The organism is Arthrobacter sp. CJ23, from assembly GCF_024741795.1.
In the GTDB taxonomy this organism is placed as follows: domain Bacteria; phylum Actinomycetota; class Actinomycetes; order Actinomycetales; family Micrococcaceae; genus Arthrobacter.
Window position 1 is genome coordinate 3,448,995 of record NZ_CP102950.1, and the last position, 25,755, is coordinate 3,474,749.

General features: G+C 64.3%; 20 protein-coding genes. 6 read left to right on the plus strand and 14 right to left on the minus strand.

The genetic code is table 11. The annotated features are described in order from the left end of the window. Positions 1-22: 22 nt before the first annotated feature. The 4 genes from NVV90_RS15525 (at position 23) to NVV90_RS15540 (ending at position 3,918) form a co-directional block, all read left to right on the plus strand. Positions 23-1,057, plus strand: coding sequence for an ABC transporter substrate-binding protein (locus NVV90_RS15525; RefSeq protein ID WP_258438146.1), 1,035 nt, complete (start codon positions 23-25; stop codon positions 1,055-1,057). Between the two features lie 2 nt (positions 1,058-1,059). Then, the gene (locus NVV90_RS15530; RefSeq protein WP_258438147.1) at positions 1,060-1,983 is read left to right on the plus strand and encodes an ABC transporter ATP-binding protein; all 924 of its coding nucleotides are present in this window, start codon (positions 1,060-1,062) and stop codon (positions 1,981-1,983) included. Then, positions 1,983-2,897: an ABC transporter permease gene (locus tag NVV90_RS15535; protein ID WP_258438148.1), complete on the plus strand. Its 915-nt coding sequence runs from the start codon at positions 1,983-1,985 to the stop codon at positions 2,895-2,897. Before NVV90_RS15530 ends, NVV90_RS15535 begins: the two co-directional genes overlap by 1 nt. Before the next feature lie 82 nt (positions 2,898-2,979). Then, entirely contained in the window at positions 2,980-3,918 is a 939-nt protein-coding gene (locus NVV90_RS15540) for a TauD/TfdA family dioxygenase (RefSeq protein WP_258438149.1), read from the plus strand. 121 nt (positions 3,919-4,039) lie between these two features. Here the strand turns inward: NVV90_RS15540 and NVV90_RS15545 are convergent, their stop codons facing one another. The 5 genes from NVV90_RS15545 to NVV90_RS15565 form a co-directional block, all read right to left on the minus strand. After that, on the minus strand, positions 4,040-5,005 hold the full coding sequence (locus NVV90_RS15545; protein ID WP_258438150.1) for an aldo/keto reductase family oxidoreductase: 966 nt from the start codon (positions 5,003-5,005) through the stop codon (positions 4,040-4,042). Positions 5,006-5,115: 110 nt separating this feature from the next. Then, positions 5,116-6,867, minus strand: a complete 1,752-nt coding sequence (locus tag NVV90_RS15550; RefSeq protein WP_258438151.1) for a glycoside hydrolase family 13 protein — start codon at positions 6,865-6,867, stop codon at positions 5,116-5,118. A 68-nt stretch (positions 6,868-6,935) separates the two neighbouring features. Beyond that, on the minus strand, positions 6,936-7,847 hold the full coding sequence (locus NVV90_RS15555) for a carbohydrate ABC transporter permease (protein ID WP_258438152.1): 912 nt from the start codon (positions 7,845-7,847) through the stop codon (positions 6,936-6,938). Beyond that, entirely contained in the window at positions 7,847-8,758 is a 912-nt protein-coding gene (locus NVV90_RS15560) for a carbohydrate ABC transporter permease (protein WP_258438153.1), read from the minus strand. Before NVV90_RS15560 ends, NVV90_RS15555 begins: the two co-directional genes overlap by 1 nt. A gap of 22 nt (positions 8,759-8,780) precedes the next feature. Further along, positions 8,781-10,028, minus strand: coding sequence for an ABC transporter substrate-binding protein (locus tag NVV90_RS15565; RefSeq protein ID WP_258438154.1), 1,248 nt, complete (start codon positions 10,026-10,028; stop codon positions 8,781-8,783). Positions 10,029-10,169: 141 nt separating this feature from the next. Here NVV90_RS15565 and NVV90_RS15570 point away from each other — a divergent pair, with 141 nt between their 5' ends. Further along, positions 10,170-11,393: an ROK family transcriptional regulator gene (locus tag NVV90_RS15570; protein ID WP_258438155.1), complete on the plus strand. Its 1,224-nt coding sequence runs from the start codon at positions 10,170-10,172 to the stop codon at positions 11,391-11,393. 36 nt (positions 11,394-11,429) lie between these two features. On the opposite strand, the gene NVV90_RS15575 is transcribed toward NVV90_RS15570, so the two are convergent. From NVV90_RS15575 to NVV90_RS15615, 9 genes are all read right to left on the minus strand, one after another. Further along, entirely contained in the window at positions 11,430-13,001 is a 1,572-nt protein-coding gene (locus tag NVV90_RS15575; protein WP_258438156.1) for a Na+/H+ antiporter, read from the minus strand. Between the two features lie 85 nt (positions 13,002-13,086). Next, on the minus strand, positions 13,087-13,743 hold the full coding sequence (locus tag NVV90_RS15580; RefSeq protein ID WP_258438157.1) for an SDR family oxidoreductase: 657 nt from the start codon (positions 13,741-13,743) through the stop codon (positions 13,087-13,089). A gap of 333 nt (positions 13,744-14,076) precedes the next feature. Next, positions 14,077-14,292: a hypothetical protein gene (locus NVV90_RS15585; RefSeq protein WP_258438158.1), complete on the minus strand. Its 216-nt coding sequence runs from the start codon at positions 14,290-14,292 to the stop codon at positions 14,077-14,079. Positions 14,293-14,335: 43 nt separating this feature from the next. Further along, positions 14,336-16,078: an alpha-glucosidase gene (locus NVV90_RS15590; RefSeq protein ID WP_258438159.1), complete on the minus strand. Its 1,743-nt coding sequence runs from the start codon at positions 16,076-16,078 to the stop codon at positions 14,336-14,338. Positions 16,079-16,166: 88 nt separating this feature from the next. Beyond that, complete coding sequence (locus NVV90_RS15595) at positions 16,167-18,464, minus strand: glycoside hydrolase family 66 protein (protein WP_258438160.1); 2,298 nt, start codon at positions 18,462-18,464, stop codon at positions 16,167-16,169. A gap of 30 nt (positions 18,465-18,494) precedes the next feature. Continuing rightward, on the minus strand, positions 18,495-19,994 hold the full coding sequence (locus NVV90_RS15600; RefSeq protein WP_258438161.1) for a glycoside hydrolase family 66 protein: 1,500 nt from the start codon (positions 19,992-19,994) through the stop codon (positions 18,495-18,497). Between the two features lie 160 nt (positions 19,995-20,154). Next, complete coding sequence (locus NVV90_RS15605) at positions 20,155-21,000, minus strand: carbohydrate ABC transporter permease (protein ID WP_258438162.1); 846 nt, start codon at positions 20,998-21,000, stop codon at positions 20,155-20,157. Beyond that, on the minus strand, positions 20,997-21,818 hold the full coding sequence (locus tag NVV90_RS15610) for a carbohydrate ABC transporter permease (RefSeq protein WP_258438163.1): 822 nt from the start codon (positions 21,816-21,818) through the stop codon (positions 20,997-20,999). Before NVV90_RS15610 ends, NVV90_RS15605 begins: the two co-directional genes overlap by 4 nt. Before the next feature lie 158 nt (positions 21,819-21,976). Then, positions 21,977-23,311, minus strand: a complete 1,335-nt coding sequence (locus NVV90_RS15615) for an extracellular solute-binding protein (RefSeq protein WP_258438164.1) — start codon at positions 23,309-23,311, stop codon at positions 21,977-21,979. A 243-nt stretch (positions 23,312-23,554) separates the two neighbouring features. Between NVV90_RS15615 and NVV90_RS15620 the strand changes: the two genes are divergently transcribed. Continuing rightward, on the plus strand, positions 23,555-24,670 hold the full coding sequence (locus tag NVV90_RS15620; RefSeq protein ID WP_258438165.1) for an ROK family transcriptional regulator: 1,116 nt from the start codon (positions 23,555-23,557) through the stop codon (positions 24,668-24,670). Positions 24,671-25,755: the final 1,085 nt, after the last annotated feature.

Below are 25,755 nucleotides of genomic sequence, written 5' to 3' on the forward strand. Positions count from 1 at the left end.
CCCTCCCCGGAAAGTAGCTCCCATGAAACTGCACCTGCCCCTGCTGAGCGTCGCGGCCGCCGTCGTACTTGCGCTGACGGTGTCCGGCTGCGGCGGAGCTGCCGAGGCGGGCAGCGCCGCGCAGGCCGGCACGGAGGTCAAGGAACTCCGCTACCAGGGTTCGGCCAACAACGTTACGCTCCCCGAACTGGCACAGGACCTCGGGTACCTGGGCGACGTCAGCCTCAAATGGGTGGGCAACACCACCAGCGGCCCGCAGGACATCCAGTCGGCGGCCACCAACCAGACGGACATCGGCGGCGCGTTCGCCGGGGCCGTGGTGAAGCTCATCGAGGCCGGCGCCCCGGTCACGGCCGTGGTCAACTACTACGGCTCGGACACCAAGACCTTCAGCGGCTACTACGTCAAAGCCGACAGCCCCATCAAGGCGCCCCGTGACCTGATCGGCAAGAAGATCGCCGTCAACACCCTGGGCGCGCACCACGAAGCCGTCATCAACAGCTACCTGAGCAAGAACGGCCTCAGCCAGGACGAGATCAAGCAGGTCCAGCTGGTGCCGCTGGCACCCAACGACACCGAGGAAGCCATCCGGCGCGGACAGGTGGACGCGGGCACCCTGGGCAGCGTGCTGCAGGACCGGGCCGTCGAGGCGGGCGGGCTGCGCTCGCTGTTCAGCGACGTGGAGCTCTTTGGATCATTCGCCGGTGGCCAGATCGTGCTCCGCAACGACTTCCTGGAGAAGAACCCCACCACGGCGCGGACGTTTACCACGGCCATTGCCAAGGCCATCAAGTGGGAGACCGAAACGCCGCGGGAGGAAGTGATCGCCCGCTTCAAGAAGATCATCGAGGCCCGCGGCCGCAATGAAAGCACCGCCAACCTGCAGTACTGGAAGAGCCCGGGCGTGCCGGACAACGGCGTGATCCAGGACCAGGACTTCACCCGCTGGGCCACCTGGCTCAAGACCAGCGGGATCGTCAAGAGCGATCTCAGCACCGCCAAGTACTACACCAACAAGTTCAACGGACTCGCGCCTGAAAACGCGAAGAAGGGATAGCCATGACCGCCAAGATCAGCCTCCGCGGCGTGAGCAAACAGTTCACCGTCCGGCCCGGGAAGGGTTCCGGGACCCGCTCCGGGACCACCGCAAGCACGACCCTCACCGCCATCGAGTCGCTCAGCCTGGACGTGCGCGACGGCGAGTTCCTCACCCTGGTGGGACCCAGCGGCTCCGGCAAGACCACCCTCCTGGACCTGCTCGCGGGACTCTCCAGCCCGACGTCGGGCGAGGTCCTGGTGGACGGCAAGCCCGTCACCGGGCCGGGCAAGGACCGGGCCGTGGTGTTCCAGCAGTACGCGCTCTTCCCTTGGCGCACGGCCTCCGCCAATGTGTCGATCGGGCTGGAAGGCAAGGGCGCGGACGGCAGGAAGCTGAACCGCCGCGAGCGCGCGGCGAAGGCCCGGGAGTACCTGGAGCTGGTGGGCCTGGCCGGTTTCGAGGACCGTTACCCGCATGAGTTGTCCGGCGGTATGAAGCAGCGCGTGGCCATTGCACGGAGCCTCGCCTATGAGCCGGATGTCCTCCTGATGGACGAGCCGTTCGCGGCCCTCGACGCCCAGACCCGCGAACAGCTGCAGGACGAGCTGCTGCGGATCTGGAAGGCCACAGGCAAGACCGTCGTGTTTATCACCCACGGCATCGACGAGGCCGTGTACCTGGGCCAGCGCGTGGCAGTGCTCAGTGCCCGTCCCGGCCGGCTCAAGGAAATCGTGGAGGTTGACATCCCGGACCGGGATGGCGCGGACGACATCCGCTCGCACCCCGCCTTCGTGGAGCAGCGCCACAAGGTGTGGACGCTGCTGCACGACGAGGTCCGGCTGGCCCAGGACGCCGGGCACCGCAAGATCCTCCCGGACGGCACCGCCCCGGACGAACCGTCCTCCGCCACCCATGAATCCCTTCCCGAAAGGAGCGCCGCCTGATGAGCGCAACACTGATCCGCGAGCCCCAGGCACCGGCCGCACCCCCGGCGGCGGCCGCCGTCGGGCCCTCCGCTCCGGCCGGCCGGCCCGCACAGCAGCGCACGACGGCGGTGCTTGCCGCCGCGGGGACCGCCGCCGCCCGCGCGGGTTCCCTCGTGTGGAAGTCCGCTGCCATCCTGGCCTTCCTGGCGCTCTGGGAGCTGGGGCCGACGTACCTGGCGAGCCCGTCCACGCGGGTCTTCCTTCCGCCGCTGCATGAGGTGCTCGCGGCGTGGGGCAGGCTCTTCGAAACCGGGTCCATCCAGGGGCACATCGCGGCGAGCCTCACCCGCTCGGTGACCGGCTTCGGCGCGGCGCTGGCGGCCGGCGTCTCCCTGGGCCTGCTCATTGCCTGGTACGGGCGGCTGAACGCCGTGCTCAACCCGCTGCTGGAACTGTTCCGCAACACCGCGGCGCTGGCCCTGCTTCCCGTGTTCACGCTGCTGCTGGGCATCGGGGAGGAATCCAAGATCAGCATCGTGGCCTATGCGGCGTTCTTCCCCGTGCTGCTCAACACGATCGCCGGTGTGAAGACCGTGGACCCGCTGCTCATCCGGGCAGCCCGATCCCTGGGCCTGAACAGCTTCCGGCTCTTCCAGAAGGTCATCCTGCCCTCGGCGGTGCCCACCATCTTCACGGGCATCCGGATGGCCGGAACCGCGTCCATCCTGGTGCTCGTCGCCGCGGAAATGGTGGGGGCCAAGGCCGGGCTCGGCTACCTGATCGTCAACGCGCAGAGCAGCTTCCTGATCCCGGACATGTACGCCGGCATCCTCACGGTCTCGCTGCTGGGCCTGGCCGTGAACTTCCTGCTGGTCGCCCTGGAACGGCACTTCTCCCGCTGGCGGACCGCCGTCGGGGCCGACGCCGCCTGAGCACTGCTTTCCCCGGTTCCCCGGCTTTCCCCGGTTTCCCCGCGGCGCCCGCCGCAACCATCACAACAGTAAGGAAAGAACAATGTCCGTCACTACCGAAACCAAGCTCGAATTCGCCAAGCTCGGCTCCCGCATCGGCGCCGAAATCCGCGGCTTCGACCTCAGCGGAGAGCTCAGCGAGGACACCGTCGCCCAGATCCGGGCCGCCCTGAACGAGCACAAGGCCTTGGTGTTCCGCGAGGCCAACATCAGCTCCGACGAAGCCCAGGTGGCGTTCGCCAGCCACTTCGGCCCGCTCACCAAGGCCCACCCCACCGTGGCGTCCGTGGAGGGCGAGGAGAACGTCCTGCCCGTGGACAGCGAGAACGGTTCGGCCAACAACTGGCACACGGACGTCACGTTCGTGGTCAATCCGCCGCAGGCCTCCACGCTGCGCAGCATCGACCTTCCCGCCTACGGCGGCGAAACCCTGATTGCGTCCTCGGCCGGCGCGTACGCCGACCTGCCGGAGGAGCTGCGGAACTTCGCGGACACCCTGTGGGCCATCCACACCAACGACTACGACTACTCCGTGCCCAAGAACCTTGAGCACAAGAACGCCGAGGAGCGCCGGCAGGAATTCACCCGGCTGAAGTTCGAAACCGCCCACCCCGTGGTGCGGGTCCACCCCCTGACCGGAGAGCGCGGATTGTTCATTGGGGGCTTCGCGCAACGGCTCAGGATCGTGGGCCTGTCCAACACGGAATCGAAGGACATCATCCGGCTGCTGCAGGCCTATGTGACCCGTCCCGAGAACGTGGTGCGCGTGAACTGGGAGCCCAACCAGCTGGTGCTCTTCGACAACCGCATCACCCAGCACTACGCCCCGGACAACTACGACGGCCAGCCGCGCAAGCTCAACCGCGTGACCATCGCCGGCGACATCCCCGTGGGCGTGGACGGCAAGCCGAGCCAGGCGCTCAAGGGCGATTCGACCACGTACTCCCCAACGGTCCCGGCGCCGGCTGCGGCAGCCGCGTAGCGGGCGGATTTAGCACACATGTGTTGTTGTAGCAGCTCCCGTTTCCCATCTGGGTCGCATTTGTTGTCGTTTTCAGCGTTCATAACGACAACAAATGCGACCCAGTTGGGTTAAACGGCGCTTAGGGGAGGTCGCCGCCGCGCGCCGCGATCCACAGCCCGTACCACTCGGCACGGGTCATGGCCGAGGCCACGGCCTCGGCGTCCGCGCACGCCGCGATCCGTCCCGGGTTGGAGGTGCCGATCACCGGGGAAATGCGCGCCGGGTGCTTCATGAGCCAGCCCAGCAGCACCGCCTCGGCCGTGGCGCCCTTCTCCGCCGCCAGCGCGGCGACCATGGCAGCGGTGGCGGTGTCGGCCGCCGTCGGGCTGTCCGACGGCGAGCCGGAGTACCGGCCCTGGGCCAGCGAACCGTAGGCCTGCAGTTCGATCCCGTCCCGCTGACAGTGCTCCAGCGTCCCGTGCGGGAAGCTGTGGGCGAGGCCGTCGTCGTGGTTGACCAGCACGGTGCTTTCCAGCCAGGCGCGGCGGAACAGGCTCATTTCCAGCTGGTTGGCCACGATCGGCACGCCAAGGTGGTCCTGCAGGTAGCCGATCTGGGCTCCGGACATGTTGGACACGCCCAGCTGCCGCACCTTGCCTTCCGCGATCAGCTGCCCGACGGCGCCCGCCACCTCGCGCACGTCCAAGAGCGGATCCGGGCGGTGCAGCATCAGGATGTCCACGTAGTCCGTGCGGAGCCTTTGCAGGCTGCCGTTCACCCGCTCCAGGATGCCGTGCCGGCTCAGATCGTAGTGCGTGGCCAGGCCCCGTTCACCGAGCCGGATCCCGCACTTGGTCTGCAGCTGGATGGCATCCCGGAGGCCGGGCGTGCTGGCCAGGACCTCGCCGAAGGCGGCCTCGGACTTGCCGCCGCGGTAGATGTCGGCGTGGTCGAACAAGGCGATGCCGATGGCCCGGGCTGCATCAATGGCGGCAGCGGCCTCGTCGACCTCGGCCGCGCCGTAACCGTCGGTGCCCCAGGGGCCGCCGAGGCCCATGCACCCGTAGATGAGGCGGCCGGACGCGTGTTCGCTGTGTGCAGTCATTGTTGAACTCTTTCACTTGATGCCGTCCGAGTCACTGCATGACGCCGGACACGCCGGTGGCGGCGCCCCGTCAAGGGCGCCGCCACGCTTTGTTGTCTCGTAGGGAAGGGTCAGCCGAGCAGCCAGGCCGTGGTGTTGGCCGGCAGCCTGCCGGCCTCAAGCGGGCCGCTGCTCTCGACGACGGTTCCTTGCGGGAGTGCCACGGCCTTGGTGCCGAAGTTGGTCACCGACTGCCAGCCGTTGGGGCGGGCGAAGTGCAGCACGTCCGCGCTGGCGGTGGGGAGCCATTCCAGTTCCTCGGCGGCCTGCAGTTCCGAGCGCAGCTCCAGGGCCTTGCGGTACAGCTCCAGGGTGGAGCCGTCCACGCCGTCCTGGGCCTCAACGGAATAACCTGCAAACCATTCCGGCTGCGGCAGGTGCGCCTTGCCCTCGCCGAAGCCGTAGGAGGCGCCGTGCGTGGTCCAGGGCAGCGGCACGCGGCAGCCGTCACGGCCGATCTCCACGCCCGGGTTGCGGAAGAAGGACGGGTCCTGGCGCTCGGCGTCGGGGATCGCGGCAACCTCCTGCAGCCCCAGTTCCTCGCCCTGGTACAGGTAGGCGGAACCGGGCAGGGCGAACATCAGCAGCGATGCGGCCCGGGCGCGGCGCAGGCCGAGCTCGATGTCGAGCTCCTCGGCCGGGGCGCCGGCCAGCAGCCATGCCTTGCCGTCCTGGCCCTTGGGTTCCTTCGCGGTGACGTCCTGGGCGGCGTTGGTCCCCTGGGCGGCCGTGCCGCTGCCCTTGGGCAGTCCGTAGCGCGTGGCATGGCGGACCACATCGTGGTTGGAGAACACCCAGGTGGAGGATGCCCCCGTGTCCTTGGCGGCCACGAGGTTGTCAGTGATGATCTTCTTGAACTTGGATGCCTCGAAGTCGGCCTGCAGGAGGTCGAAGTTGAACGCCTGGCCCAGCCCTTCGGGGCTCGCGTAGCGGGCGCGGCGGCTCTCATGGACCCAGGCCTCGGCCACCGCGGTGCGCGGCGGGTTGTACTCGTTGAAGAGCTTGCGCCACTCGGCGTAGACCTCGTGGACCTCGTTGCGGTCCCAGAACGGGTGGGAGCCGTCGACGAAGCCGTCGCCGCCGGCGCTCTTCGCCTCAAGCTCGGCCGTGCTCGGCAGCGGCTCGGACAGGTCCTTGGTCAGCGCGTGGGCCACGTCGATGCGAAAGCCGTCCACGCCGCGGTCGGACCAGAAGCGCAGGGTCTTCAGGAAGTCCTCGCGGACCTCCGGGTTGGCCCAGTTGAAGTCGGGCTGTTCCTTGGCGAAGATGTGCATGTACCACTGGCCCGGTGTGCCGTCCGGCTCGGTGATGCGCTCCCAGGCCGGGCCACCGAACACGGATTCCCAGTCGGCCGGCGGCAGTTCGCCGTTGGCGCCCTTGCCGTCGCGGAAGATGTAGCGTTCACGGGCGGCCGAGCCCTTCGGCGAGGCGAGGGCTTCCTTGAACCATTCGTGCCGGTCCGAGGAGTGGTTCGGGACGATGTCGGCCACCAATTTGATGCCCGCGGCGTGCAGGGCAGCCACCATCTCGTCGAAGTCCTCAAGGGTTCCGAGTTTCGGGTCCACGTTACGGTAATCGTCCACGTCGTAGCCGCCGTCAGCGAGGGCTGACGGGTAGAAGGGGCTCAGCCAGGCGGCGTCGATCCCCAGTTCCTTCAGGTACGGGACCTTGGCGGTGATGCCCTTGATGTCGCCCAGGCCGTCGCCGTTGGAGTCGGAGAAGCTGCGCGGGTAGATCTGGTAGACCGCGGCCTGGCGCCACCAGTTGGGATCGGCCATGCGCTCGGAGTCGGTGGGGTGTGCCAGGTGGGCGGTGGTGGACAAGAAGATGCTTCTTTCTCGAGTGGGAGTTCGGATGGTTATTGTGTTGCCCGGATGCCGGATGTTCCGGATCAGCCCTTGACGGCGCCCTGCGTGACGCCTTCCATGACCCAGCGCTGCGTAAACAGATAGGCGACGATGGCCGGTGACATTGCCATCAGGTAGGACGCGAAGGACACGTGGTAGTTGTTGCTGAATTGCGTCTGGAACAGGTTTTGCCGTACCGGAAGGGTCTGCAGTGCCGGGTCGGAGATGATGAGCGAAGGCATCATGAAGTCATTCCAGGCATAGAGGAACGCGAAGATGCCGACTGTTGCACTCATGGGGGCCAGCAGCGGGAAGATCAGCTTCCAGAACGTCTGCCAGGTCGTCGCGCCGTCGATACGGGCGCTCTCTTCCAGCTCCATGGGGATCGAGCGCAGGAATGCCGTGAACAGCAGCACACTGAAGCTCAGCTGGAACATCGTGGCGAGCAGAATCACGCCCATAGGGTTGTCCAGGCCCAAGCGACCGGTGAGTTGGATTTGCGGCAGCGCTACGACCGGGAACGGGATGAACATGGCGGCGAGCAGGTAGAAGAACGAGTAGCGGAAGAGCCGGCGTTCCCAGTTGCGCACGATCGCGTAGGAAGCGAATGCGGCCAGAACGATTGTCGCGACGACGGTCCCGGCGGTCACCAGCAGTGACATGGCGGCGCCGACGGGGAAGTTCGTCAGCGTCCAGGCCTGCACGAAACCGTCGATGCTGAATGGTGCGGGGAACGAGAAGGCGTTGCCGTCGACCGCTTGTCCTTGGGTCTTGAAGGCCATGGAGAGCGTGACGTACAGCGGAAGGAGCACAGTGACCGAACACAGGATAAGGATGGTGGTGCCGGACCAGTTCACCCGCTCCATCTTCGATTTCGACGGTCGTCGCCCGCGTCCGGCGGTGACGGTCGAGGGGGTGGAGAGGTCTTCGGCGGCGAGGGTGGATTGTTGGGTCATCAGAGTGCGTTCCGTCCGCGAGTCAGCGAAAGCTGCAGGAGAGAGATGAGGATTGCGACGACGAAGAAGATGGTCGCGTTGGCCATCTGGTAGGCGTAGTCGCCGCCGTTGAAGCCTGAGATGACCGTCATTGAGATGCTTCGCGTTGACGTTCCCGGGCCGCCGGCTGTCAGGCCGACGATGATGTCGTACGCGTTGAGGAACCCTTTGAAGCCGAGAATGATGTTGATGACTACATAGCCGGCTACAAGGGGCGCTGTGATCTTCAGGAGTTGCTGGAACTTGCCTGCACCATCGATCTCCGCGGCCTCATACACGTCGGCGGGAATCGAGAGGAGACCTGCGATGTAGATAAGCAGCGCCCCGGGCACCGCCTGCCAGGCCGTGACAATCACGATTGCGATCCACGCGAGGTTGGGGTTGGCCAGCAGGCTTGTCTCCAGCCACGGGATGCCGGCGGCCGCGCCTGCCGCGGGCAGAGAGTTCGAGAAGAGGAAATTGAAGACGTACGCGATGATGATGCCGGAGACCACCATTGGAATGACAAAGACTGCCCGCAGGCCCGTCTTCATCCGGATGCGCGAGTTGAGTCCGATTGCGAGGAGGAATGCGATCACGTTCACCACAAGCACGGTGACGATCGAGAATCCGAAGGTGAACAAGTAGCTCTGCAGAATCGCGGGATCGCTGAAGATCGCAATGTAGTTGGTCAGGCCGTTGAACTCCCAGTCACCGATCCCGATTGAATCGGTGAAGCTGAAGAAGATGCCGATGATGCCGGGAATCGTGATTGCAAGAGTGAACAGCACGAGACTGGGCAGCAGGAACAGGTAGTAGATCGGTTCGACCCGCCGCTTGCTGCGACGCACCTGGCGATCCCTTCCTGGTCTGATCGATGTGGTGGTGGACATGTGTCTGGCTCCTTCTTCTGCTCTACTGGCGGAACGCCAGCCGAGCCCAGTCCGCGTCGAGTGTGCGAAGGGTGGATGCAGGATCAGCGCCGAACACGACCGCCTGCGTGTAGTTGAAGATCGGGATCGTGCGGGGCACCAGCACCGAGGGACCTTGGTAGACCTGGCCCTTGTGGTAGTACTCAACCATCCCCTGGACCCGGGGGTCCGTGGCACCTGAGGCGTCCGCCGTCGGGGTGAAACCCAACTGCGACGCGTTGTAGGCGTCGATGATTTCCGGCCGGTACAGGTACTCAAGGAAGTCGTGCGCGGCGTCCTTGTGCTTGGATGCCTCCGGAATCCACGCCGCGAGATCGACGTTGACGCGTACGCGCAAGTCGTTGGAATCATCGGTCATCGGCAACGGAAAGGTTCCAAGCTTGAGGTCGGGAGACGTCTTGGCAATCTCGCCGAACGCCCAAGGGCCCTGCAGGTACATGGCGGCCTTGCCTTGCGCAAACGCGAGGTTGCCGTCAGCGTAGCCTCGGCTCGAGGCATCCTTGTTGACATAGGTGCCTGCGAGCTTCAGCATCTTCCCGACAGGCTCTTCGAAGTCCTTCTGGAAGGACACAGCCGAGTCCGGCCCGACCTTCGTGCCTTCCTCGGTGAGCTTCTTGAAGAAATCGATGGTGTCGAGCTGACCACCTACCGAGTAGTCGAACCACCCTTGGCCGATCGTCCAGTCGTCCTTCCACGTGGCGTAGAACGGTGCCACGCCGGCGGCCTGCAGCTTGTCACACGCCGCGATCAACTCACTCCAGGTCTTCGGTACCTCGATGCCGTGCGCGTCGAAGATCTCCTTGTTGTAGATCACGGAGGACGCCATGATCGAATACGGCAAGGCGCTGGTTCGGCCAGGATATGACCCGTACTGCTCCATCAGCGGCTTCAGGTCCGGACGGACACGGCCGGCGGCATCGGTTCCCGACAGGTCACTCAGGGCACCGCGCTGCACGAACCGGGAGGTTTCCATGTTGTAGTTCGCCAGTGCGATGTCGGGCGGGTTGCCGCGAACGAAACTCGCGGAGACAACGTCGACCCCTGAGGTGTCCATGACAACCGTGGTCTTGTCCTGCGAGGCGTTGTAGTCGGCGACGAGCTTCGTCATGAAACCGATGGCCTCCCGCTTGCTGAACGTGAACCGGATGGTCTCCCTGCCCGAGTCCACTGTGCAGCCCGAGAGGAGACCGGCGAGCAGGACCAGACCGAGACCCATCGCTGCAGTGCGCATGGCGTGCGTTAGTTTCACAGACTCCCTTGTCCCTTCGTCATGCGGCCTCGACAGCCGCGTTTATATGTCGAGTAAATTTTCGCTCCGAATAAACTCTCGATGAGTAATATTGGCATGAGAGCCGGAGAAAGGGCAATACCCGTGTCGAAATACGCTCCTGATGTCGCTGGGCGCCCATCGAGCCGTGACACCGTCCTTGCCTATGCCTGGGACGCCGGCGAGTTCACCGCCGGCGAGGCCCTGGAGAATGTGGGCCTCACCCGCTCAACCACGATCGAGGCCCTCGACGCACTGGTGGAGATCGGCCTGCTGAAGGAACTCCCGAACGCCCGAGTTGCCGGGAAGTACCGAACAGGGCGGCCATCGCGCCGGTTTTGCCTGCGAAGCACAGCGGGCGTCGTGGTGGGCGTGGACGCCGGTCGCGAACACCTCGCAGTCAAAGTCGCGGACTTCGGCGGCACCGAGCTCTCACAGCTTCGGCAGGCTCTCGACCCCGAGCACGACTCCGCCGAAGAACGGCGAAGCCAGATCGACGCGGCGGTCGGTGCCGCGCTCAGCCAGGCGGGCCGGTCCCGCAGCGAGGTCCTCGCCATCTGCGCCGGGGTGCCGGCTCCGGTGGACCGTCACGGGCGGTCGCCGGTTCATCCGGATGGCTTCTGGGGGCGCATGAATCCGGATCTGGTTGATCTTCTTGCCGAATGGGCGCCTCTCGTCAGGGTGGACAACGACGCATCGCTGGCGGCGGTCGCCGAGGGAAAATCGGGTGCTGCCGCAGGGTGCAACGATTACGTTGCCCTCCTGGCAGGCGCCCGTCTGGGCTCGGGCGTGGTGGTCGATGGCCGCCTCCTCCGCGGCGCCCACGGCGGCGTGGGGGAAATGATCGCCTTCGACCACGTCGTCGGAGTCGGAGCCGCGCACGGTCTTGGGCACCGCGCCGCTGAATGGGCCCGCGACGCGATCGCCGCCGGGGCCGTCGATCCGAACGGCGCCATGGCCCAGGTGCCGCCCGAGTCCCTTGACGGCCGCGCCGTGTTGGAGCTGGCCGCGCAGGGCGACCCCGACGCCGGACGCGTCGTGGCGCGCGTCGGAGCCATGCTCGCCCGGGTGGTGAGCGTGCTCGGAAGCATGTACGATCCGCAGCGGGTCATCATCTGCGGCGCGGTCTCGGCGGGTGTGAGTTCGATAGTGGAAGCAGCCCGCCGCGCCCTTCCGGACGACCTCCACCTCCCGGCGCCGGACATCATGGTCTCTGAACTCGGAGCCGACGTGGTTGTACAAGGTGCGGTGACCGCCGCAGGATTGCTGGCCAAGGACCACGCGCTGGATATCTGGCACGCACGATCAGAGGCTCGAGCCAGCAGCTGATGCACGGGGCCGTTTTCTGGTCCGGCATGGAGTTTTCTAGTCCGGCATGGACATGGTGCGCAGGTCCAGCTGCCGCAGCACCCGGTCCGCCACCTCAGGGTCCATTCCCGGCTCGCTGCGCGCGTCCAGGACCTCGCGGCGGGCGGCGTCCAGCGCGATGGTCTGCACGGCAATGGCCAACTCCCGGCCGCGCTGCCGCTTCTCCGCCGCGGATTCGTTCTTCAGGGACCCGTCCAGCAGCTCGGAGTGCAGCCGCCGCATCTTTTCCTTGACCAGCGCCACCTTCTCCGCCGGCAGCTCCTTCATCAGCTCGTGGTCCTTCAGCGCCGAAGTGGCGGCGGTCTGGGCGCGCCGGGCCAGCAGCCGGGCGGCATCCTTCTCATGGGAGCCGTCCTCGGAGGCCTTCAGGACGCGCATGAGCCACGGCAGCGTCAGGCCCGGGAGGACCAGGGTGGCCAGCAGCACGGCGCAGGAGATGACCAGGATTTCGTGCCGGGCCGGGAAGTCGCTGCCGTCCGTGAGCGTTACCGGGAGGGCCAGCGCCAGGGCGAGCGTGGCCAGGCCGCGCATGCCGCACCACGTCAGGATCAGCACTTCCGTGGGCGAGGTGGGCTGCAGCAGGTTCCTGCGCTTGCGCGCCGTGAGCGCCAGCAGGCCCAGCCACAGGAAGCGGACCACGAAGACCAGCACGCACACCACCACGGCCACCCCGAGCATGCCGAAAATCGCGGTGCCTTCGTCCCGGATGACCTGGCGGATCTCCAGCCCCACCAGGCCGAAGGCCAGGCCGGTGGCTAGCAACTCCACCACGTCCCAGAAGGCCGTGCGGGTGATGCGCTCGGCGGCGTCCTGGGGGCGGGCGTGCCGCTGCAGTTCCAGCGCCGTGACGACGACGGCCACCACGCCTGAGGCGTGCAGCTCTTCCGCGAGGATGTAGGCGGCGAAGGGCACCACCAGGGTGACCGCGCTGCGCGCCACCATGGCCGTGACCAGCCGGTTGATGAGCTTGGTCAACCAGCCCATGGCGATGCCGATGACCACGGCCAGGGCCGCGCCCACCACGAACTGGAAGATGACGTCCGGGCCCACGCGCGTCCCGGACACGGTGGCTGCCACGGCCGCCTGGAAGATGACGATGGCCGCGGCGTCGTTGAACAGGCCCTCGCTCTGGAGCACGGTGATGAGGCGGCGGGGCATGTGCACGCGGCCGGCCACGGATTCCACGGCCACCGGGTCCGGCGGGGCCACCATGGCACCCAGGGCGATCGCCGCCGGGATCCCGATGCCCGGGATCATGAGCCAAGCGGCACCGGCCACCACCGCCGTGGAGACCACCACCAGGGCAACGGCCATCAGCAGGAGCGTGCGCCAGCGGACCCTGAACACGGCCCAGGAACTCTTCTGCGCCGTGGCGAACAGCAGCGGCGGCAGGAAGATCGGCAGTATCAGCTCCGGGGAAATCTCGAACTCCGGGAAGCCGGGGATGAACGTCAGGGCCGCGGCCAGGAGCAGCATCAACACCGGATACGGCAGCCGGAGCCGGTCCCCCAGGCCCACCGCCACCACCGTGGCAAGCAGCAATCCAACAATCAGCGCCAACTGGTCCATGTTCCCGTTTTCCCCAGACGTCGTAGTGGCCACGCCGCGGCACAGGCCCCGGGACGTGCTCTACCAACATATCCCGGGGTGGGTGTCACTCCGCTGTGAGTGCCTCCACCACGTCCACAGTTCCATCCTTGAAGGTGATGGTCCGGTGGACGGTCTCCGGGAGTTCCAGGACGGCCGCGGCCACAAGGGCCACATTCGCCCGGGACGTCTGCGTGCCGTTGCCTGGGTTTTCGGGATCCGTCTCGATGAGCCCCGTTGCCGGCTCCCCGGTCAGCGTCCCGGGCCCCAGCACCGTCCAGTCGAGGCCGGTGGCGCGGAGGTATTCGTCGGCCGCCGCCTTCGCCTCCGCGTAGGCGAAGAAGCTGTGGCTCTCCGGGACGCCGTGGCCGGGTCCCGCGCCCAGATAGGACACCATGACATACCGCCCGACGCCGGCCAGCGCCGCGGCGTCCATGGAGCGGATGGCGGCGTCCCGGTCCACGGCATACGTCCGGGCGGGATTCCCGCCGCCGGCACCGGCGCTCCACACCACGGCGTCCTGGCCGCCGAGCGCAGCGGCGATCTCCGTCGTCGTCGAGTTTTCAACGTCCAGGACCACCGGGGCTGCGCCGGTGGCAGTGACATCCGGCACATGCTGGGGATTCCGGACGAACGAGGTGACGGAGTGTCCTTCATCGCTGAGGATCCTGGACAGAAGCATGGCCACCTTGCCGTGGCCTCCGATGATCGCAATTTTCGGCATGCCCACATTCTGGCAGCAGGCGACGACAAAAAAGACCCCGCAGAAGAATCTGCGGGGTCTTGCCCTGTAGCCCACCACCTTGGCTGACGACTGCGCATCGTCCGCGAAGAGCTGGGCATCGTCAAACGCACCCCGGCGGCGACCTTCAGGGTGTTCTGGATCCAGTACGGTGCCGATTGCGGTTAGCGCCCTATTGGGACGGTGGAGAGACCGGCGGATCATCGAGAAGGACTTAGCCCGCTACTGGCGGACCTCCAAGTAGTTTTTCTCCGAATAGCCGCACGCGAGGCCGGCTCCGCTCACTCCTTCTTAGGCGCAAGCGACAGCGATGGACTACGTGGCCGCAAGATCGCGTTCACGGATGAGACCGAACGGAACATCCGGTGTGAGCGCCACCGTAAATCTCGAAAAGTCGTGGCGCGTGACCAGGATCCCTTGGCGTTTGTCCTCCGCCGCACATTCTGCAGCCATCTGTACGGCCATGTTCAATTCAATGTCCCGTTGGGTTGGGTTCGTGACGATGATGTCGGCAACGATTTGTTGTCGCATAATTGCTTCCCTGTTGAGGTCGGTGCCTTGGACGGAAGCTGTCTTAGAGAGACGTTTCCAGCGAGTAGACACGGGTCTCCCAGGGGCGGAGTTCCTTTGTCGCATTGCTGGCTTCCTGGTAGTTGCCAAGTATCAGTGTTGCGTCCTTCCATTCCGTGCCGACAACAACCTGCTGGTTCTGGCCGGAGAGGTTGGATAGGACGAGAAGCTGGTCGTTTTGATACGCGCGGGTGTAGGCGTAGACATGGGAATGGTCTTCGAGCAGCGGTGTGAAATCTCCGTACGCAACGACGGGCAGGCTGTGCCTGACACGGATCAGCTTCTGGAAGTAGTTGAAGACGGAATCGGCATCGGAATACTGCCTTTCAGCGTTGACCCGCCCGTGGTTGGGGTTGACTGCGAGCCAGGGCGTACCCGTGGTGAATCCGGCGTTGGCCGTGGCATCCCATTGCATGGGTGTTCGGGCGTTGTCGCGGCTCATGCTGCGCAGTGAGGCCAAGACAGCTGACGGGTCAGCTCCGTTCTGGCAGGCTTCCCGGTAGTGGTTGATCGATTCGAGGTCCCGGAACTGGTCTATCGAGGTGAAGGGGTAGTTTGTCATTCCCAGCTCTTCTCCCTGATAGATATAGGGGGTTCCGCGCTGCAGGTGCAGCATGGTTGCCAGGGCCTTGGCGGATCGCTCCCAGTGGTCAAGGTCGTCGCCGAAGCGGGACACGGCGCGGGGCTGGTCGTGGTTGTTCAGGTACAGGCTGTTCCAGCCTCTTTGCCCGAGCTGGGTCTGCCATTGGCTGAGGGATGCTTTGAGTTTTTTCGCGTCGAAGGGCTGGACGTCGAATTTGTTGGTCCCATGGTCAAGGGAGACGTGTTCGAATTGGAACACCATGTCCACTTCTCGCCGGGCCGGGTCTGTGAAGAGGATGGCGTCCTGCCAGGTGACGCCCGGCATTTCGCCAACGGTGAGGTATTCTCCGGTCCGTCCGTCGAATACTTCCTGGTGCATTTCCTGAAGGAATTCGTGAATGCGGGGTCCGCTGGCGAAGTATGGGAACCCGTCGCCGTAGGTGTCCCCGTTCTTCTTGCCGTCCGGGAGGGCGACGTCTTTGGAGATGAAGTTGATGACGTCCATGCGGAAGCCGTCAACGCCGCGGTCGAGCCACCAGGACATCATGTCGTAGACGGCGCGCCGGACTTCGGGGTTCTCCCAGTTCAGGTCGGGTTGTTTCCGGTCAAAGAGGTGCAGGTAGTATTCCTGGCTTGTCTCGTCCCAGCTCCAGGTGGGTCCTGAGAAGAATGATTGCCAGTTCGTTGGTTCGGATCCTGGCTGGCCAGGGGTGGTTCCGTTGCGTGCAGGGCGCCACCAGTACCAGTCTCGTTTCGGGTTGTCCTTGGAGGAGCGTGACTCCTTGAACCAGGGGTGTTCGTCGGATGTGTGGTTGACCACCAGATCCATGACCAGCTTCATTCCACGGTCATGGACGGCTGATAGCAGCTCCTCGAAGTCTTCCATCGTGCCGAATGCCGGGTCTATGGCCCGGTAGTCGCTGATGTCGTAGCCGTTGTCGGCCTGCGGTGACTGGTAGATGGGCGACAACCAGATGACATCGACTCCAAGCAGCTGCAGATGGTCCAGCCTTGCAGTGATGCCTTTGAGGTCTCCGATTCCGTCGCCGTTGGAATCCGCGAAGCTTCGGGGATAAATCTGGTAGACGACGGCCGATTTCCACCAGCTGCTGGTCGACGCTGGGTGAAATGCCGTGGCCTCGGCGACGGATTCGATGCTGGACATGTCGTGTTCTTTCTGTAGCTTGCGTGGTGTCCCGGCCTGGGCGGGGACACCACGCTGACGTTGCTTGGATTGTTGGCAGTGCCGCGGGTTACTGGAGCAATTCTTCCGGCCGGTAGGGCTCAAGCGACGCCCCAGCGTGCGGCTTGGTTGGCTTGTCCTTGCCGGGCTTCCCGTTCTGCTCCAGGTAGACGAAGCTCCAGGCATCGAGCTGTGGAACGGTGAAGCTGACGTAGCGTCCGCCGGCGTCGGTCCCGATCACGAACGGGAGGGTTTCACTGGCTCCCTGGTTGTGGTCAGGGCTTGCGATCTTCACCGAACTGGGATCGGCATTGGCCCCGATGTAGTACTTGACGGGAAGGTTTGCCTGGGTCGGGATGGTGCTCTTCGGCCCTTCCCTCCAAGTGCCGCTGTTTCCCAGGAGGTTGATCAGGTGGATGACATCGGTGTTGCCGTTGCGCATGACGTTGGTCCAGATGGCGTTCGCGGTTCCGTCGTTGCTTGTGGGCTTTCCGGTGATGGTGACGGGGTTCGTCTGAGGATCGACCTGCTTCAGATCCGGCCCGTAGAGGACGTTCTCGTAGGCGGTGATGACGTCGTAGTAGGTGTTCATCCATTCTTCGAGTTCGACGCTCATCTGCTTGGAGTGATCCAGGAAGTAGGGAGCGGCGAGCTTCTGGTTGTCCTGGCCCATTTCGATCTGGGTCGCTCCATTGGCAGCAATTGCCGCGTTCGCAAGCTGAACAGAGGGGGTGTCGAAGGTACCCAGGGTCAGGCTGTCCAGGTTGATGTAGCCTGCGTCGTCGTTCTCCACGGAGATCTTCACGGTGTGTTGGCCCGCGTCGAGGTGGGTGAAGAGCGAGGCGTCATGCTTGTAGTCGTCCCAGCCGTTTGTGCTTTGCATCCTGAATTTGCCCAGCACGACACCATCAACGGTGACGGTGCGGGTCGCCGTGGTGGGGGTGCCGTTGGTGTAGGCCGGGACGAGGCCGTATCGGCGGGATTCGGTGGCGTTGACGGTGAACGTGACGGAGTCCCCGGGCTGTCCGAAGGCGTCCACGAAACCGGTCCCGGTGTAGCCGGGGTGGTTGTTGTTGGTGTTGGTTCCGCCGGCAAGGGCGGCGTTTTCGGCTTCGTAGCGGTCGCCGGTGTTGCTGTTGTAATTCTCGTAGGCGGCGATGATGGCGGGTTTTCCTCCGGAGAGCTCCCGCTGCCCGTTCAGGTAGGCCTTGACCTGGGCATAGCTCTCGTGGTTTTCCCACAGTTCTGAGTAGAGGTAGTCGCTTTCGGACGCGGCCAAAGCGTCGCCGCCGAAGCCGTCCACGGCGTTGAAGCCGACAACTTTTCCGTCGGTCTTCTTCAGCGCCTTCTTGGTTTTGCCGACGAGGTCTGCAAAGGCATTAGGAAGGTTGACCCGCTGGCCGTTGATGTCCTGCATGCCGCCGTCGACTTCTCCGCCGGGCGCGTTCTTGCCCCAGTTGCCCAATTGGTCCAGATGGGTGCCATCGAAGCCCATGGTCTTGACCTGGTCGACGTATTCGGCGGTGATGTGGTCCTGCCATCCGGGGTTGGCCGGGTTCATGATCCACAGGTTGGTTTCGGGCCGGTTCTGTATCATCTGGAATTTCCAGTCACTGCCGCTGTCGGCGTACTGCAGGCGCCAGTCCGGGCTGACTCCGTGCTCCTGGAATCCCTCCAGGGCCGCGTAGCTCATGCTGTACGGCAGGGCGGCAACGTTCTTGTCGTGGGCGTCATCGATGTAGGACTTGACGGTGGAGGGTGCGATAACGTCACCGTTCCAGGCGGTCCAGCTGTCGACAAGGCTTCCGTCGGCATTGCGTTCGACTGGCTTTTCGTGCCGCCACATCCAGTCGTAGAACTGCAGGGCGTTGAGGTGGTATTTGCGGGTCAGTTCGGTGACGACGTTCCCGCGTTCCTGGTCGCTTACGTCGGCCCCGTAGTCGTGGAGGTAGCCCATGCGGGGGAAGTGGGTCCAGTCGCTGGAGACATCCAGCGCGGTGGCTGTGGCGTCGCCCGGGGCTTTGACCTCAACCAGGTATCCGCTGAAGTCTTTGGCTGGCGGCGTGACGTCCCAGGTGATGGTCTTCTCCTCGCCGGCCTGCACCTGGGTCTGAACGGTCCCGGTGGCTACCTGGACTCCGAGATGGGTCAGGGTGAAGGTGACGGGACCGGACCATGCGGTGTGGGCGGTGAGCTTGGCCGTTACCGTGACCTTCTGCCCGGGTTGGTATCGGCCGAAGTCGGTGTAGGCGTCTAGCAGGTCGACCTCTCCGCTGGCGACGGCGGGAGCGGCCGGCACAAGGGCCAGGCTTGCCGCCGCCAGGGCGCAGGCCGCTGCGGCGAGCCGGCTTGGTTTGGCGAATCGCAAAGTGATACTCCTTCTTTCTGGGGGCGGGTGCTAGGGCTCGACCAGGACGGTCTGCCAGATGTGGGGTTCGGGGAGGTGCGCGATCGCGTATTCGCCGTCAGCTGTCACGTGCACGTCGGTGAGGCGCGCGCAGCGATCGGGGTCCGCCACGCGGACCCGGGGAAGCCTGTTCCCGGTGGTCCGGAGCCGGAGGGTGCCTGAGCCGATGGGTGCGGGAGCGGGACGGGCTGCGTCCCAGAGCGTGTGGTCCTGCCCGGCGAGGTTGATGAGGTGAAGGACGAGTTTGCCGTCGATTTCGGTCACGCGGCGCCATACGGCTCCGGGGGTGGGTTCTTCCGTGACAGGGGTGTCCTCGAAGTGGACGTCGAGGGCTTCGTTGTAGTCGCCGACCCAGGCCCCGGTGACCTCGACGGTGGCGGGGTTCAGAAGAAGTTCATCGTGCTCGACGAGGTAGTCGTACCATCGCTGCAGGAGGGACTGCGTCGACGGCGCCGTCTTGTGGTTGCGCACGTAGTAGGGGTCGACGAGGATCCTGTCTGCTTCTCCGGCTAGGAGCTGGGTTGCTCCATGCGAGAAGAGGGTGGCCATCGTGTAGGCGGTGGCGGTGTCGCTCTCGGCTGCCGGTGCTGAGTCGTAGACGTGCTGGTACGCGGCGATAACAATGGGCTTTTCGGCGGATGCGGCGCGGGCACGCGTGACGACCTTCGCCAGGGAACCCAGCGTGGTGTGGGGCGCCCAGACTTCAATGTATATCGCGTCCTGGTCCGTGGCGGCCGTTGCCCAGGTGGGGAAATCATTGACGTTGTTGAAGACCAGTCGCGCGCCCGGGGCACCCCGTCTGGAAGCGTCAATAACGGTCGGGAAGGACTCGGACAGGTCGACCTCCTTGCCGTCGGGCAGAACCGCACGGCGGGGGTAGCCGTACTGGTCGAGGTGGAAGCCGTGGAATCCTACTTCTTCGACGGACCTGTTCAGTTCCTTGGCGAAGTGTTCGATCCACTGGGGGTCGGCTGGGTCGATGATGTTGAGGAAGTCGCCAAGTCCGTACGGCTGGCCGTCGGCTTGAAGGAGGGCCGCGTGCTTCCACTGGTCCCATTCCTGCGGCCCGACTGCGTACACAGCGGCGTATCCAATGGCGTCCGTACCGGTGTTGCCGAGTTCTTCAATGAGCTTCCGGACCGTGGCAAGGGATACGGGCTGGTCAAGTGCGTCACGGTAGTCCTCTCCCCCGCCGAGCAGGTCGGCGTGACGGTAGGCCCAGTCGTAGAACTGGATGCCGTTCAGGTGAAGACGGCGAACGTTTTCCAGCACGGCGTTGATGTCCCGGTCGGGTGTGTAGGAAGCGACGAAGCCGTAGCGCAGCCGGCTTCGGGGATTGTCGGTGACGAGGACCCCGGTACGCGCGGTTCCGGTACTCGTGGTCAGTTCGATGCCGTATCCCCCGGAAGGGAGCGGACCCAGGGAAAGGACCCCGTCGTCGGCGGGCGTGACTTCGCTCAGAAGTTCGCCGAGATGCCAGGTTCGAAGCATTGAGCCTGGGGTGCACCCGCGTAATTCGACGGTGACCTCTTCCGAGGGCAGGTAAAGGCTGCGTACGGGAATCAGGTCTGGCACAGGGTGGGGCGTGGCGATGGGCATGGGGATGCTGTCTCCAAGATCGGATTGATAGGTCAAGGCAGTATGGAACCGGTCACGATTTGAGGGCGCCGCTGGTCAGACCGGAGACGATTTGGCGTTGGAAAACGATGTAGACGATGATGACCGGCACCACCGCGATGACTGAGCCGGCGAAAACCAGTCCCCAGCTCGTGGCGTGCTGCCCCTGGAAGAGGGCCAGCCCGATCGGCAGTGTGCGTTGAGCCACGTCGTTGATGACGGTCAGTGCCCATACAAACTCGTCCCAACTGCCAAGGAAGGTGAAGATCGCGGAGGTGGCGAGGGCAGGTTTCGCCAGCGGCAGGGCCAGGCTCCAGAACCTCCGCCAGGGACCGGCCCCGTCGATGATCATCGCCTCATCCAGTTCCAGTGGGATGCGTTCGAAGAAAGCGCGGAGCAGGAATGTGCTGAAGGCCAGCTGGGTGCCTACGTAGAAGGGAATGAGGCCGGGCAGCGAGTTCAGCAGGCCCAGGTCCTTGGCGAGCAGGAACTGCGGGATGATCAGCAGCATCGTCGGGATGGTCAGTCCCAGGATCACTGCGCCGAACAGGACGCTCCTGCCGCGGTACCTGAATCGGGCAAAGCTGTAGGCCATCATGGCGGACAGCAGGACCGTGCAGAACGTCGTGGCTACCGCCACGAGGGTGGAGTTGAGAAAGTAGAGGCCAAAGTTGTTGGCGCTCCAGGCCTGGACATAGTTATCGACTGTTGGCTCATCGGGGATGAGCTTGGGTGGATATTCCAGTAGGAGGGTGTGCGGTTTCGCCGAGGTGGAGAGCATGTAGATGAACGGCAGGATCAGGATGGCCGCCCCGAGTATCAGCAGCCCGTAGCGGACCGCGCCGGCCGTGTATCGCTGCCGTGCGTTTCCCTGGATCATGGTGTGCCTTCCTTGGCTGTTCGTTGGGTCACCCAGTACTGCAGCCCTGCAATGGCCAGGACGACGAGTGTGAGCAGGAATGAGACCGCGGATCCGTAGCCGAAGTCCAGGAAGGTGAACGCCTGCTGGTACATGTAGGTCAGCGGCACCTGTGTCTGGTCCAGCGGGCCGCCGCCGGTCATCAGAAGGACGGAGGTGAAGACGTTGAATCCGCCGATCACCAGGAGAATCATCACGGTGGTCATGGTTCCGCGGATGAAGGGCAAGGACACGTAGCGGAACCGGCGGAACGCGCCGGCGCCGTCGAGGGCAGCAGCTTCGTGCAGGTCACGGGGAACGCCGGTCAGAGCGGCCAGGAAGATCAGCATCGACCAGCCGACGCCTTTCCAGATGCCGAGAATTGAAATGGCAGTCATGGCCGGCCAGCGCTCACCCAGCCAGTTGACGTTCTCGCCAAGCAGTCCGGTGAAATCGACCAGGAACCAATTGACCACGCCGCGGTCGGAGGAGAACAGGTACTGGAACAGGAGTGAGACGACAACCCAGCTCGTGATGACCGGGATGTAGAACAGGACACGGAACAGTGTCCGCCCGGGCAGCTTGCTGTCCAGGAGCACCGCGATGAAGAGACCGATAACGATCTGTGCCGGCACGGTGGCGAGCATGTAGAACCCTGCGTTGACGAAGGACTGCTGCAGCACCGGGTCCTGGACCGCCCTGATGTAGTTATCCAGCCCCACCCAGGGGCTGACCGCTCCCGGAGTTATCTTGTAATCGCGCAGGCTTATCAGCAGGGCCTGCATAGCAGGGTAGAGCATCACCAGTGCGTAGACCGCAAAGCCTGGCAGGACAAAGGCGTATCCGGCTATTGCGGCGCCCCGCCGGGCGGCCCTCCGAGAAGGGGAGGGCCGCCCGGCGGCCGCCGACGGGGCTTGCCGTGTGGGCCGGGGCATTGTGGAGGTCACGGCTAATCCGATCACTTGTTGTATCGGGCCAGCAGCTTGTCGATCTCCGCTGCTGCTTGGTCCATGGATTGCTGGGCACTCTGTTCACCGCGCAGTGCGAGCTGCACCTGGGTGCGCAGGACCTCTTCGATCCGCGGCCAGGCGGGGGTTGGTGTGCGGGGACGAGCGTTTTCGATCTGCTTGACGAACGGGGCGTAGTACTCGTGAATCTTGGGTAGCTCGTCCGAGAGGCTGCTCAGGACGGGCATCTGGCCGACCTTGGCCATCTCCAACTGGGCTTCCTCGGAGACGAGGAACCGCATGAATTCCGCCGCTGCGGGCTTGTTGTCCGAGGACTGTGTGAGGACTACGGATTCCCCTCCCACGACCGAGACGCTGCCGCCGTCGCCTGCTGGTACCGGAGCAGTCTTCAAGTCAAAGTCAGGGTACTGCTTCTCAAAAATGGGGAACATCCAGGGGCCGTCCAGAATGGTGGCGTAATTGCCACCCGGCAACCCGTCGGAGGTCGGGGTTCCGCCCTTGGCTCCAAGGATGAGCTCAGGAATGGCATTTTGCTTGTAAAGGTCGACCAGCAACTGGATGCCCTTGACGGACGCAGGGCTGTTCAGGTGTCCTGTGGCTTTCTTGGCGTCATCGTCAGTAATCGAACCGCCGGCACTCCAGATCCAGGGAAGAACGTTCCAGCCCTGGGTGTTGCTGTCCGCGAAGGTAAAGGCGCCCTTTTCCTTCAGTGCGGGAGCGGCTTCCTTTAGATCCTCGAACGTTGCCGGCGGCTGATTAATACCGGCCGCGGACAGGGTCTTCTGGTTGTACATCAGGACGCGGGTATTGGTGTCCAGCGGAAGGCCATAGTAGTGGTCCTTCCATTTGTTTGTGGCAAGGGGGCCCTTGTACATCTGATCCGCGTACTTCTGGAAGTCCGGCATCTCCTGATCCAAAGGTGCCACCGCTCCCAGGTCTGCCAGTTCAGGCACCCAAATGATGTCCGAGCGGACCACGTCCGGAAGAGCATCGCCGGCGACGGCAGTGACGAGCTTCTGATGAAGGTTGTCGTAAGGGATGGGGACAGATTCCACCTTCACACCCGGATGGTCTTTCTCAAACTTGGGGATGAGCACCTGATCCAGGGTCTTCAGCTCAGCTGAGTCCGCGCTGTACGCGTGCCAAAAGGTGACCGTTCCGGAGATTTTTCCACCGGCTTCGCCGACGCCACTCCCCGTGCTCTGGGAAGAACTGCTTCCCGAACAGCCTGCAAGGGCAAAGGCGACCGCTGCCGCCACACTGATTGCCCGGATTGAATTTCTTACCAATGTCAACACTCTCCCGATCTGCGACTTCGTCGTCATGGCTGTTGAGGGAAAATCTGGTGGCCGCCACGGGGATTAGCCGTCGGGCGGGATCTCCATCGACCCATGGGACTTTTCGTTGTAGCAACATTAAGTCAGCTGCGAGCTTCCGTTGTCAACCCTTATTTTTAGCTTGAGCCTGCCGAGGGCGCGTCCGTCATATATACTGCTGTAAAACTAAGTCACGCAAAGAAGGGTGAGAACTGCATGACAACCGTCGTAGGCCCAACAGAGTGGGCACCATTGTCGGAGACGACCCGCCTGGTGGGCATGGAAGTGCTTTTGCACGGGCCCCTTGCCCGCAAAGACTTGGCGGAGCGGCTCCAGCTCTCGACCGCCAGCCTCAGCCGCCTCACCAAGCCATTGCTGGACATGGGCCTGCTCCTGGAGGTTCCCGAGAAGGGGGTGGCGTTAGGTGGACGGCCGCCCCAGCCCCTCGACGTTAATCCAGATTTCCAGAGCTTTGTAGGCATCAAACTGACCGGCACGCACGCGTACGTAGTGCGGACCAACCTACGCGCGGACATCAAGGACTCCGCTGCAATTGAAGTTTCCGACCACGGGCCCGGGCAGATCATCGACGCTCTCGGCGTTGTGGTGGACCGAATGAAAGCGGCCGGGGGTGGTGTTTCAGGCATTGGCGTCGGACTCGGCGGCTCCGTAGCCGACTACCGCCACGTTACCCGGGCACCTTTTCTCGGATGGAAGGATGTTCCCTTCGCTGACCTTCTCATGCAGCGTTTTGGAGTGCCGGCCGTCCTCTCGAATGATCTGGAGGCCCTCACCGAGGCAGAGAACTGGTTCGGCGACGGACGGGACGTCAGCAATTTCGCGGTGCTCACGATTGGCGTCGGCGTGGGTGGAGGGCTGGTTGTGCACGACAAGCTGGTGACCAGCAGGGACTCAGGCCTGGGGTTACTGGGGCACTTCCCGTTGGATGCGTCCGGTCCGGCTTGCCCCGACGGGCACCGCGGATGCTCCAACGCCATGCTCTCGATGGATTCGATCCGGCTGAACGCGTCCCTCGCATTGGGACGCGCTGTTACCTACGACGAAGTCCTTGACCTGGCCGAAGAGAACAATCCGATGGCTGACCAGATTGTCGGCAACGCCGCCAGGGCCTTCGGCACACTGATCGCGGCTGTCGCGAATATCGCCCTGCCCGAACGCATTCTCATTACCGGGGAGGGGATCCGGCTAGCCCGAACCGGGTGGAAACGCCTGCAGGAAGGCATCAGCCAGAGCCGAATTCCGGCAGCGGCACCACTCGATGTCCGCGTTATCGAGGACGACCCCATGCTCTGGGCTCGAGGAGCGGCATCCGTAGCAATCCAGCGCTGCATACTCAGCGCTGGATGAATCAACCGCACCAGAGACGGACAACCGAATGAAGTGCCTTACTTCGACCGCGGCACCCTTTACTTTGGATTCGACATCGGCGGCACGCGATCAAATTCGGCCTGGTTGACGTCACCACGGGCAGCTCCACGGAAGCCGCCACCATGAATTGACCCCACACCCGTCAACGCCTGAGGCCATCGGTCGGTCATTCGCAACGCAGCACGGTCAGGGTCAAACGGCACAAGCCACCACGCAATAGGCGTCACCCTCCGGGCAGTCGTCCATGACAGCGCTGCACGGACAGCCGCAAACATCGATCAGTCCTGGCGCGATTTCGACGCCGGCAGCTTCCTAACCGGTCACGCCGAACAAACCTCAGCGTTGATCAATGATGCCGACGCCGCGGGACTGGCGGAAATGAGATTCGGCGAAGGCCAGGGCCAGAAAGGAGTAACCCTCATGGTCACCTCGCGGCACCCGGCCCCTGTGCCCGTGGCTCGCCAAGATTAACTCCCCGTTCGACAACGACACGGCCGTCCAAACTCCCGGAAAGCCCTGTTCACCGCCGGCTAGGGACGTCAGCCTCAGACGCCGAGGACCAGCGGTCCGCCGGCTGCCGAGGTCGGCTTCCCTACCAAGGGAATACCAAGGGTCTGTACCAGAACACGGCTGATCCCAGCTGATGATGCAAAGTCGCCCCGTCCACCAGAAAGCGAAAAGCCCCGCAGGCTTCCTTGAAAAAACTGGGAACTGCGGGGTTCTAGCTGATGGCTCCGACCGGCGTCGATCCGGTGACCTTTCGATTCTCAGACGAATGTTCTACTTCGAACCGCGGCCGACGGGCACTGCAGCCGGGGACCATGGCCTCCTAGTGGCCGCTCCAGGCGATCTAGGGGCGATCACGCGAGGACAAGTAGGATCAGGCTGCGCCAGGACGATGGGGGCCGCAGAGGGCTACTGAGGGGCTCACGCAGCCACACCAGCCCCGCCCAGCGCCAGGAGCAGCCATTTAACAGCCACTCCTCGGAGAATATGGGGTTTTTGGGATAATCTAAGAGACGCCTCTCATAGATGAGCCGTCACCCAAGACAGAAAAACCCCCG